Source organism: Methylomonas koyamae (assembly GCF_001644025.1).
In the GTDB taxonomy this organism is placed as follows: Bacteria; Pseudomonadota; Gammaproteobacteria; order Methylococcales; family Methylomonadaceae; genus Methylomonas; species Methylomonas koyamae_A.
In genome coordinates this window covers 17,726-28,320 of the sequence record NZ_LUUK01000217.1, presented here as the reverse complement: position 1 = coordinate 28,320, position 10,595 = coordinate 17,726, and the positions used below count along the sequence as shown (strand labels likewise).

Annotated in this window: 9 protein-coding genes and 2 pseudogenes; 2 read left to right on the top strand and 9 right to left on the bottom strand. The window is 53.2% G+C overall.

The genetic code is table 11. The annotated features are described in order from the left end of the window. The 3 genes and pseudogenes from A1355_RS26320 to A1355_RS21745 all read right to left on the bottom strand — a co-directional run. Positions 1–2,237: pseudogene (locus A1355_RS26320) on the bottom strand (hypothetical protein); the annotation flags it as partial. A 68-nt stretch (positions 2,238–2,305) separates the two neighbouring features. Then, entirely contained in the window at positions 2,306–2,887 is a 582-nt protein-coding gene (locus A1355_RS21750) for a hypothetical protein (protein WP_064031380.1), read from the bottom strand. Then, entirely contained in the window at positions 2,884–3,486 is a 603-nt protein-coding gene (locus A1355_RS21745) for a hypothetical protein (protein WP_064031379.1), read from the bottom strand. The genes A1355_RS21750 and A1355_RS21745 overlap by 4 nt, the downstream gene beginning before the upstream one ends. 215 nt (positions 3,487–3,701) lie before the next feature. Between A1355_RS21745 and istA the strand changes: the two genes are divergently transcribed. Next, positions 3,702–5,027 carry an IS21 family transposase gene (gene istA / locus A1355_RS21740; RefSeq protein WP_331710131.1) on the top strand — a complete coding sequence of 442 codons (1,326 nt, stop codon included), beginning with the start codon at positions 3,702–3,704 and terminating at the stop codon, positions 5,025–5,027. After that, positions 4,993–5,738, top strand: a pseudogene (gene istB, locus A1355_RS21735) (IS21-like element helper ATPase IstB). Before istA ends, istB begins: the two are co-directional and overlap by 35 nt. A gap of 196 nt (positions 5,739–5,934) precedes the next feature. Here the strand turns inward: istB and A1355_RS21730 are convergent. From A1355_RS21730 to A1355_RS21705, 6 genes are all read right to left on the bottom strand, one after another. Then, on the bottom strand, positions 5,935–6,570 hold the full coding sequence (locus A1355_RS21730; RefSeq protein WP_231883757.1) for a Uma2 family endonuclease: 636 nt from the start codon (positions 6,568–6,570) through the stop codon (positions 5,935–5,937). A 161-nt stretch (positions 6,571–6,731) separates the two neighbouring features. After that, positions 6,732–7,019: a hypothetical protein gene (locus tag A1355_RS21725; protein WP_064031376.1), complete on the bottom strand. Its 288-nt coding sequence runs from the start codon at positions 7,017–7,019 to the stop codon at positions 6,732–6,734. Continuing rightward, on the bottom strand, positions 7,012–8,643 hold the full coding sequence (locus A1355_RS25890; protein ID WP_064031375.1) for an ATP-binding protein: 1,632 nt from the start codon (positions 8,641–8,643) through the stop codon (positions 7,012–7,014). Before A1355_RS25890 ends, A1355_RS21725 begins: the two co-directional genes overlap by 8 nt. A 133-nt stretch (positions 8,644–8,776) precedes the next feature. Continuing rightward, positions 8,777–9,112 carry a hypothetical protein gene (locus tag A1355_RS21715; RefSeq protein WP_157197988.1) on the bottom strand — a complete coding sequence of 112 codons (336 nt, stop codon included), beginning with the start codon at positions 9,110–9,112 and terminating at the stop codon, positions 8,777–8,779. Positions 9,113–9,203: 91 nt separating this feature from the next. Then, positions 9,204–9,827: a hypothetical protein gene (locus A1355_RS26315; RefSeq protein WP_231883756.1), complete on the bottom strand. Its 624-nt coding sequence runs from the start codon at positions 9,825–9,827 to the stop codon at positions 9,204–9,206. 84 nt (positions 9,828–9,911) lie between these two features. Further along, complete coding sequence (locus A1355_RS21705; protein WP_064031373.1) at positions 9,912–10,538, bottom strand: hypothetical protein; 627 nt, start codon at positions 10,536–10,538, stop codon at positions 9,912–9,914. Positions 10,539–10,595: the final 57 nt, after the last annotated feature.

Genomic DNA, 10,595 nt, shown 5'->3' with positions numbered 1-10,595 from the left:
AACACGTCGTTGCCGCTGCCGCCGTAGAGAATGTCGTTACCGTTGTTGCCACTCAGCGAATCATTTCCCACGCCACCCACCACCAAATCGTTACCGCCGTTGCCCGAAACAACCTTATCGGTGCCTTGACCAGTCACGAGTTCATTGGCATCCCCGCCGTTTCCGGTTGTTACAACCGTGGGATAGCCAAATTCATTCAATAAATTCAAAACCCCGCTATTACCGCTATCCGCAACGAGCCAGTCTCCAATTTGACTCAGCCGGTTCCAGCCGCTGTCTCCCAGCTTTGTCCCCATGAAGCGATCCAATTCCAACAAATCACCAATGCCCGCTACGGCATTCGCGGCGTGATTGCTATTCAACAGCGCATCCATCGCGTAGAAATCCAAGCCAATACCATTGGTGTCAACCGTTAATGCAATGGCGTCAAGATACGGCTTGAGCCTAGTTTGTATTAGCAGGCTTTCATATACTGAGTTCCTTAGCGCATCGTAACTTCGCTGCAATAAATCCTGGGTAGTTGTCCAAAGAGTTACCGTGGCAGCGGCTGTGCCGGCGGGTACAGTGTTGAAGGTGCGACCATTGAAGTGCTCCAAGATGGTCAGTTTGTCGGCCCAGGCGTTGTAGGCAGCGCTGCCGGTAGCGACGTTTTGGATGTTGACGGTCAGGCTGTGGCCTGTGTAGGCGCCACTAAAGGTGGTGGCCATGGTGCTGGTGTCGCTCCAGGCGTCGAGAATTTGATCCAGCAAGGCTTGCTGATCGGCGCGACCGGCGCTAGCGAATTGGCTGAGCAGGCCCGCCAAGGTGGTGCTGATGCTGGCCGCTTCGCGCAGGCTGCGGACTTGGCCGGCACCCTGCATGTCTGGCAGCGTGGCGACGGCGCTGGTGTCCAGGTGATCGGTAAACTGGCTGTGGAAGGTGTCCTGAATCAGGTTGATGTCGCCCAGATTTCCGGTGACTTCGCCCAGGGTGGCGACGCTGCCGTCGGTTTTGACGTAGCTGCCGATGTCGGCCAACTGGTTGCCGTTGGCGAGGATTTGGCTGTGATCGGTGCTGCCGACGTTGATGGCGGCGATGTTTTGGCTATCCAGCGTGAACAGCTCGTCGGCCTGGCTAATGCCGTCTTGGTTCAGGTCGCGCCACAGGCGCAGGTTGGCGAATTGGGCGTCATTGGCATCGACTTTGCCGTCCAGATTGGCGTCCAGATCGCGCAGGGCGTCGAAGCCGTCGGCGGCCAGTTGGCCGTTGCTTTTGAGCATAGCGTCGCCGAACAGCTCGCGGCCGCTGTCTATGGTGCCGTTGGCGTTTTTGTCCAACACTAGGAAGGCGTCGTCGGCTTTGACCCAGCCGGTCGCGGTTTTGACGCCGTCGGCGTCGTGGTCGAAGTAGATCGGGTTGGCGGTGTTGACGCCGGCGGTTTCCAGGCCGTTGCCGTTGAGGTCGAACACCAGTGGGTCGCGGCGAACGGGTGGGGTGGCGACGGTGGCGGAGGTGAATTGGTTGCCGCAAGCATCAGATATTGGATTAAGTTTGGTTATCGAATCAGCAACAAAATCCCAAAAATCGTTCTCGCCAACTTTAGGTAAATAGTTGGCTGCTTCTGGGAGAAGCCCGCCTCCTATACCTAGCGCAGCTGCCAACACACCTACGCCTAATGCGCCAAAACTTGCAGGAGCAAGCGCTACTCCTATCGCAGCACCAAGCCCACCCAAAGCTATGCCGGCTATTGCCTTTGTGACATCGCCACTGTCGCCGGTCCAAACAGCTAGGCCGAGATCCACAACATCCCCTATGGTGCCGCCATTCTTACCTGCAGCTTTAAGCCATGGATTGTCCCCAATCACCTTATCAAAATCAAAGGCCGCTTTTTGCATAAACTCGGACAGTATAACTTGCTTGTCCCTTATATCACCTTGAAGAACATCTGCCTTGGCAAGAGTTGTTACAGCCAAATCGGAATAAACTGATTTCCAAGGCGATGTGCTTGCCATAGTATTGGAAGCCGTATAGGCGTCCAAAAAATCTTGTGACGCTTTTCGGTAAGCATTCTCTAATCCTTTAATAATAGCTTGTTGCGCATCAGACCCAGCTTTAACAGCCGCATTGTATGCATCCGAATAACCTTCATAAAAATCGAACACGGCACCGCGAAAAGTCCCAACTAATTGCATAAAGTCATCAGTAGTAAAACTCGTTGTTGCGGCCGCATTTCCTGTTAAGTTCGTATCGCCAGACATGAATATCTCCGTGAGTATTTATTTAAAAAATTTAAGTAAGGCCTGATAATTCAATCAAGTACTGATGTCTATAGGCGGTGAAAAAACTCGATAATACCAATCAAAGCCAAATACAACATAGTGACGCCTGCATAAATAAGACATCCCAAATAAATCGCAAAAGACATATCAAATTTAGCGAATACCAATAACAGTTTTATTGGACGAGATGGATTTATTAGAGAGCTTTCATCGAAGCCAACAATTGTAACCAGATACATCACAAATACCGACACTAACGATAGGAATATTATGCTAAATAAATCAGGTGTACTTTTTTCGCCGAAAGGGGGTTTGTAATTATTTTTGTTTCTATATGAATGTAGGCAGGCGCAATAAAAAATTGCAAAAACGCAATAAGTCACAAACATCATTGCTTTGTTGGCAACATTAATTCCAGCAACCTGAATAAATCTTATCAAACCTATATGTTTTGAAATTATATTTGAAATATCAATTTCAGCATAATCACTAAGCAATATGGCGACAATAAATGGCGTTACAAAGTAAAAATAGAGCAGTTTATTTTCAAATGAAAATAAACTAAATCCCTGTGTTTCTCTAAAGTTCTCTTTCGGATTATTAATATTTTTTTGAGCATTCAATTTCATGCTGCTATTCTCCAGGTTTCATTGTTTACCGCTATATCGGCCGGCACGGCATTGAGCGTGCGGCCGTTGAAGTGTTCCAGGATGGTTAGTTTGTCGGCCCAGGCGTTGTAGGCGGCGCTGCCGGTGGCGACGTTTTGGATGTTGACGGTCAGGCTGTGGCCGCTGTAGGCGCCGCCAAAGGTGGAGGCCATGGTGCTGGTGTCGCTCCAGGCGTCGAGGATTTGATCGAGCTGGGCTTGCTGATCGGCGCGACCGGCGCTAGCGAATTGGCTGAGCAGCCCCGCCAAGGTGGTGCTGATGCTGGCCGCTTCGCGCAGGCTGCGGACTTGGCCGGCGCCTCTTCGACTCCGCTCAGGACAGGCTTGCATGTCCGGCAGCGTGGCGACGGCGCTGGTATACGGGTAGTCGGTAAACCGGCTGCGAAAGGTATCCTGGCTCAGGTTGATGTCGCCCAGGTTGCCGCCGACCTTTCTCGAAGTTACGCCGATAACGATTGAAATCAGGTTTTTCCAATGCGGCAACTTGACGAATCCGGATTGATGCCGAGCATGGTGGTTGCGTAGGCAACTCGAACCTTCCCTGTCGTTTATCGAGTCCATGCGCGTCCCCTGTTAGTCTCTAAAATTGGTTGCCGGTAGTGGTTGGTGTTAGCCGCGCATCTCGCTGATGACCACCGGCGTTAGCCAATTATCGCAATTCGTGTTTCGATCATAATTGTCCCAAAGTCTAGTCGGCGGCTCGATTTGGCTATTGTCGCCGTTCGGTTGGCGTTAAACTTAGCTGAGTGTGATCACGTCGTAGCGTTTCAACACGTATCACGATTCAAAAAATAAAGGTTGGCGAACGGCCAGGTTACCATCACCCGATATCCGTAACGAACAGGTACCCGGCTGGACTCAGTTACAGCATGTTCTGCCTGCGCAATCAAGAGTTCATGGCGTCATTGAAACGCTCCATGCGGCAAATCCATATGGCCGGCGAGAAAGTATTTGTGGATTACGCGGGCCCGACCTTGCTACTGACAGACCGGGTCAGCGGCTTTGTTCGCCAAGTGCAAATTTTTGTCGGCGCGCTGGGCGCCTCCTGTTATATCTATGCCGAGGGACATCTGTCGCAGAGTTTGCCGAATTGGATTGCCGCCCATGTGCGGATGTTCGAGTTTTTCGGTTCGGTCCCGGCCGCAGTGGTGTGCGATAACCTCAAGTCGGCCGTCAATAAAGCCAGCCGACGGGAACCGGTTATAAATGCCACCTACCAAAATCTGGCCGATCATTATGGCACCGTGATTTCGCCAGCACGTCCCTACAAGCCCAAGGATAAAGCCAAAGCCGAAAACGGCGTGCTGATCGTGGAACGCTGGATCTTGTTTCGGCTGCGCAAGCGGGTGTTTCATAGTCTGGCCGAGTTGAATCAGGCCATCGCCGAATTGTTGGTGGATTTGAATAACAGGCCACTTCAAAAACTGCCCGGTTGCCGGCGGGAAGCGTTCGAAACCCTCGACCGTCCGGCCAAGCAGCCGTTACCGGCCTCGCCTTATCAATACGAGGAATTTCATAAAGCGAGGGTCGGCCTTGATTACCACGTAGAATTCGACCGCTGTTATTACAGCGTACCGTATCAATACAAGAAACAGGACATCGAGTTGCGGATTACCGCGTCGACACTGGAAGTGCTGTCTCGGGGACGGCGGGTAGCCAGCCATGCGCGGCAATTTGGTATCGCCATAGTCACCGTGCCTGAGCACATGGAAGCCGCGCATCGTCACTACGGTTTGTGGCAACCCGACCAGGCACTGGCCTGGGCCGAGCAAGTTGGAAGCCACCTGCGGCAATTGATGGCTCAACTTTTGAACGACACGAAAACCCACGAACAGGGCTATCGCTTGCATAACATGCTAAAAGGGCTGGCAAAAGAATTTGGCGAGGACCGGCTTAATCCTGCTTGCCAGCGAGCGATTGAAATCGGAGCGACGTCGGTCAGTAATGTGCGATCCATTTTGCGTAATCAATTGGACCGGTGGTCTCGGCTGAAGAAGAACGCCAGGAAGCCAACTTCGAGCATGACAATGTTCGCGGCCCACAGCACTATCATTGAGGACCAGAAACATGTTAAGTCAGGAAACATTACGCAAATTGCATGAAATGAAATTGTCCGGTCTGGCCAAGGGGTTCGAGGATCAATTGAGCAACCCGTATGCTCATCACTTAGCGTTCGAGGAGCGTTTCGGCCTGTTGGTCGACCAGGAAATGACCTTCCGGGAGAATCGACGTCTGCAACGCTTATTGAAAGCAGCCAAATTTCGGGAAAACGGCAGCCTTGAAAACATCGATTATCTGCCGGAACGCGGTTTGGAGCGCAGTTCAATGGCCTCGCTCGCGCAATGCCAGTGGGTTAGACAAGGCGCTAACTTATTGATGACGGGGCCGACCGGAACCGGCAAAACCTGGTTGGGCTGCGCCTTGGGTAATCGGGCCTGCCGGCTGGGCTTGACAGTGGCGTTCTATCGCATGCCACTGCTGTTGGAAGAACTGGCCATCGCCCACGGTGACGGTAGTTTTCGCAAGCGGCTGAATCAACTGGCCAAATCGGATTTGTTGATTCTGGACGACTTTGGCATCGCCGCGATGAACGCCATCGGCCGCAGTGACTTACTGGAAGTCATCGAGCAGCGAACCGGCAACCGGTCGACGCTGGTGACCAGTCAGATCGTTGGCATGACTACCTGAGTGGCGGTAACTCGACCCTGGCCGATGCCATCCTGGATCGTTTGGTCAGCGGCGCCCACCGTATAGAACTCAAGGGAGGCTCAATGCGAAAGCGGCGTTGGCAAGACACGGAGATGAACGAATAATCCCGCCGAATTCAGGCTACAAACATAGCCCGCCTACTGACGGGTTTTTTTTCGGAAAGGGTGGCGGGTTTGGGTAGGAATATGCTCATTGGCTCGGTTCATGAGATCTAGCCCCAATTCTCGCCGGTGTTGCCGTTTTCGATTGGCCGCTTGGCCGTTTTGAAAAAGCCCCTGTCACAGGGACTTAAAAAAGTGGCTATTGGTCTTGTTCGACCAATGCTTGTTTGAATTGTTTAACATCGTCATTGTCCACGCGATCGTATAGCTCCGCCACGGACAAGGTCAGTTGAATCGAGTCGAAGGTCACTTGATCCCCCAGATAAAAATACTCCGATCGCCAATTATGTTTTCTGCGCATCATGACGATTGAAGCAATGTCTTGCTCGATCAACACGTATTCCTCGAGCGATGGAATATTGATGTAGTAGAGCAGCTTTTTGGTGGTATCGATTTTTCGGGTCGAATTCGATAGCACTTCGACAATCAGCAGGGGCGAGGTTAGATAATCCGCGTTACCCTGTGCTTCCGTGCAATCGACGACCACATCCGGATAAAAGTAGTTCTGGCCCGCTTTCACTTTGGTATCGGCCATGAACGCTTCACAGCTCCGGCCCTTTAAGTGATTGCGAAATTCACCTAGCACATTCGCCGCAATCCGCGAATGGTTGTGATGGGCGCCGGCCATGGCGATGACTTCACCGTCGATGTATTCCCGTTTGACGTCGGACGAGCGTTCACTGGCGAGGTATTGCGCCTCGGTCATGAATGGTTGATTGGGTTGTGAAGCCATTGAGAACTCCGTTGTTGCCGTGAGTGTTGGATTCGAATTCATACGGGTTTCCTTGAATTGTTAGGCTAAAACAACGAGAAAACAAGCCCCGTCGGGAGGTTGTTTCCCGTTGGGGTGGTTAGCGGATTGGATAGGCCGAGGGCACTTGGCCGCGCTAACCGGTTAAAACTACCCCCTGACGGATTCGAAAGGGGGTAGGGTGGTTATTCGTCGAACGAGGGTTCGGCGCGTATTTTTTCCAGCATGGAGGTTAGGATTGACGGTAAGATTGAGCCGAATCGACCTCGAACGTCTAACGGTCCCTTGAGTTGGTAGCGCCTGGCCGCAATAGCCAATCGTTGCCTTACCCAGGGGCTTGCCTTGAATTGCGTTCTCAGCCAACCGCGATAATCCTCGAGGCTTCCCGTCCAATCCTCCGGCGGCGAAAACGGGGACTCGGGATGACCCGGATCCGTTTCCACAATGCTGATGTCAAACACGAAGTTAGCCATGTTCATCCTCCGCCATAACCAGCGATGCGATCTGGCCGGTGTGGTCGATGTCCAACACAAACCGTTTGCCGTGCAGGCCTTTAAATGCACCCAGATCCGGCATTAGCCGGCTTAATGCCTCCGCGGGATTTTCAGCCGTATTCGCAATAACGAATTGGCCAAATTGCTCGATATCGTCATCGTGGCAGGCGCCTTGGTATTCGTCGTTTTCGCAAAACCGCGACACCTGTTCCAGTACATTCCCCCATTTTTCGTGGCACGGGATTATCACGACATCGTCTTGCTCGCACCCGATATAGGCGCCGTATGCTGCGTATTCCACAATGTCGGCACCGATCCGGATGCGATACGCTCGGCAAAATACCGCCGTCACCCAGACCCAGATTCCTTTGAATTGCGCGCGATGCAATTCATCAATGATTTCGCAGTACACGTCCTCCTGGCTTAAGTGCCGCAAGTACGGCTGCACCCAATGGCCGGCGTCGAATTGGTTATTGACCAGCAACCAGCCGTTCTTCCAGGCCATCAAATAGCGCAAAACTCCCTCGGTGGTGATGTCATCGTCGATCGTCACCAATTGCACCTGTCCGGTTTCGACCGCCTGCTTGGTCACCAGTTGGTCAACCGTTTCCTCAAAGTCGCCAAACAGTTTGGCATCACAGACGGGAGGTCGTTCGATGCGCGATACCAGTGGTGTGGGCAGCACCTCGACATCATTGAGCAAGCGTAGCAAATTGCACTCGCGCAACGCGGGATAATAGCTCAGGAACTGATCGGCGCTTAAGGCCGCTTTCAGCGTCTCCAGCTTGCATTCGATCGCGGTGCGAATAGCCTCGCCGACCCGGTGAATCACCTTGGTTTCATCGACTAATTTGTCGCGGTCCGGTAAGCGAGCCATGAATTGTTCGCTGTCCAGATGCACGATATTCCCAAGGTAACGAGTGCCGCAGAAACGGTAATAGGGCCCTTGGTACACTGGTAGGCCTTGCAAGTACACCAGGCAATCGTTGAAATGCCGATCCGAATCGCGCAGATCGATTAACCGAATCCTGCCAATCGCGGAATCGACAAACTCCGTTTCGCCGGCAGAATCGAGCGCATGAGGCCGCGGCAACACGGTGCCGTTAAAATGCACCGCGATCGGAAAACCGGCGGCGAGTTTCGCCAAGGTCGTGTCGATATGCTTGCCGTCGATTTCAATCAGTGTGATTTCCGTCAGACCATTCCAATCGGTTACCGGCGAAACCGCCACCGGCTGAAAACCCAGGATGTGATCGGTATCGGCGGAAAAACGCCCGCCTTTGCTCGATAAATCCAGATGCCGGCAAGCGAACAGCGCGGAAAGAAAGCCGACACCGAACGCGTGTTCTTTGGCAATCGTTTCCACATCCCAACCGGATTCAGCCACGGTCAATAAGGTTTCAATCGAATCGATCCCGCAGCCGTCGTCCGTGACGGTCACGGTGTCCGTCTCGGCGCAGTAGTCGAAAGCGACATAACTGGCACCGGCACGGCGGGCATTTTGCATCAGCTCGCCCAAATAGGTCTCTTGGTTGGTGAAACTCCATCTCAGGCTGTGAACCAGTTTGGTTGTATTCACTCGTAGTTGGATAGGTGCGTTCATGGTGTTTTTCCTCAATTAAATTGAATATTCGAGGAAACCAAGACGCACCCCTGGCGGGGAAAGTCTGTTTCCCCGAGTCATTGGGTTTAAATGCGCGTCACCCGGTTATCGCAGGTGCAGTGCGGGTGTGTTCTTAAGCGGCCAGAGCCTCGTAGCCAAACGAATGGCCAGCGTGACCGGTAAGGGCGTGCGGTTCGGTCGCAAGACTTATCCGCGTCGTTTTCCGAAGCGTATCCGTCACAATCCGAATACCGTCCGTGCCGGACAGCGTGAATCGCGAAACGATCGGTCCGCCGCAGACAAGCGATAAGCCGTTTTCTTGCTCATCGTCCAAATCCACGTCGCCCCAGTCACCGCGCGTATGCCGGTCCAACAACGACACGAGGTCGATGCCTCGGTCGTGCAAAAACGCCAAGGCGGCGGCTGAGGTGTGAGTCATTCCGGTTGAGATAACTGCGTGTGTATTCATGGTCATTCCTCTTGGATGGCAGGGATACGCAGCTTCCCGTTCGGGAAAGACTGCGCTCCCCGGTACGGGTGAATTATCGTTTTCGATCGGGTTAATACTCGTCCGGCAATAATACGGTCGTGACCGAGCGATCCGGATCCGTAATCACCCAGACCTTGTCTTGGTCAGAAATCCGGTAAACGGATAGCAGCATGCCACCTTCCTCCAGCGCGACGTTGTTTTGCGCTTTGTCCTCTTCGCCAATATCGCCCCAATCGCCACGGGCGTGACGCGATATCAAGTGGCCGGCGTCGACCAACGTCCTTTCCAATAGAGCCAATGCGCCGGGCGTGGCCACGGCTTGACCTAATGCAAAGGGCTTCATCTGCGGTTCGTCTCTCCCAAGCCTGGCCGCATAACTGAAGGCAATCATCAAATCAACCGTGTCCGAAAACGACACCGCTAACTGGCGAACGGCTTCGGTACCGGTTGTCTCAGGGAAACTGAGGCGTAGCGCTTCCAGGATATTGCGGCCTTGGCTCGTATACTCCGCCGTCAACACCCAGTTGGTTCCCCAAAGGGTCAAATAGACATAGGCGTTTTTTACACCAACGGTGGTGTGATACGGCTTGGTGGCGATCGCAACGCTGTCGAGCGAAATCCAGCTTTTGTCCGTCAAGGATTGCTGTACCGTGCTCTTGATGGTATCGCCAGCGCTCATTTGTGGATCTGTCATGGTTTTCTCCTAGGAAAAATACCCGACAGGCCGCACCCAAACGGGATGGCTACCCGTCGGGGTGAATGGTAAAGGTCGGTCGCGTTATTGAACCGAGAACCAATACTGTTGCGCTTCGGCTTCCGTCAAAAACGCCGCCTTCAGCTTGTCGTTCAACCAGACCTGCCAAGGCAAGTCTTTGCTGGACGCTTCGAACGGGCCGTGTTTGTCGACCGGCAGGTCAAAGCGTTGACCTTGGATAAAGGCGGCAAACACATTGGCTTGCCGTTTGCCCCTAAATCCGGCGTGGACTTTGCCGTCGATTGATACCGACCACGGATAGTCGACGTGCGCACCCTTGTGGACTGCAACCTCGCCAACCCGGAAAGTCGGGTGTTGGTATAGCGTCCTAAAGGGACTGTCGATTCGCACAATGCAGTGGTCCAAAATAGCCGGACCGCCGTCCTCGTGAGGCTCGATCAGCAATGGTACCTTGAGGTTTCCGCACGAGCGGCCGATGGTTCCGATTACGTCGCTTTCGTCGAACCAGGACTGTCCAGTAGCGGTATCGCCATAGTACAGTCTGACTTTACGCTGCGTACCGAGGACCTCTTCCAAGATTTCGATCACCGCAAGCGGTGTGTCTGCGTGGAAACAGGTGCCTGACGGTAGACGTTGGTACTGGACGGATTGTCCGTTGCCGAACGTGTGTTCAATGATGGTGCCTTGCATGACGTTCTCCAAAAAAATGCGGGAACGTCATGTCCCTGGTCGGGAATAGACATTCCC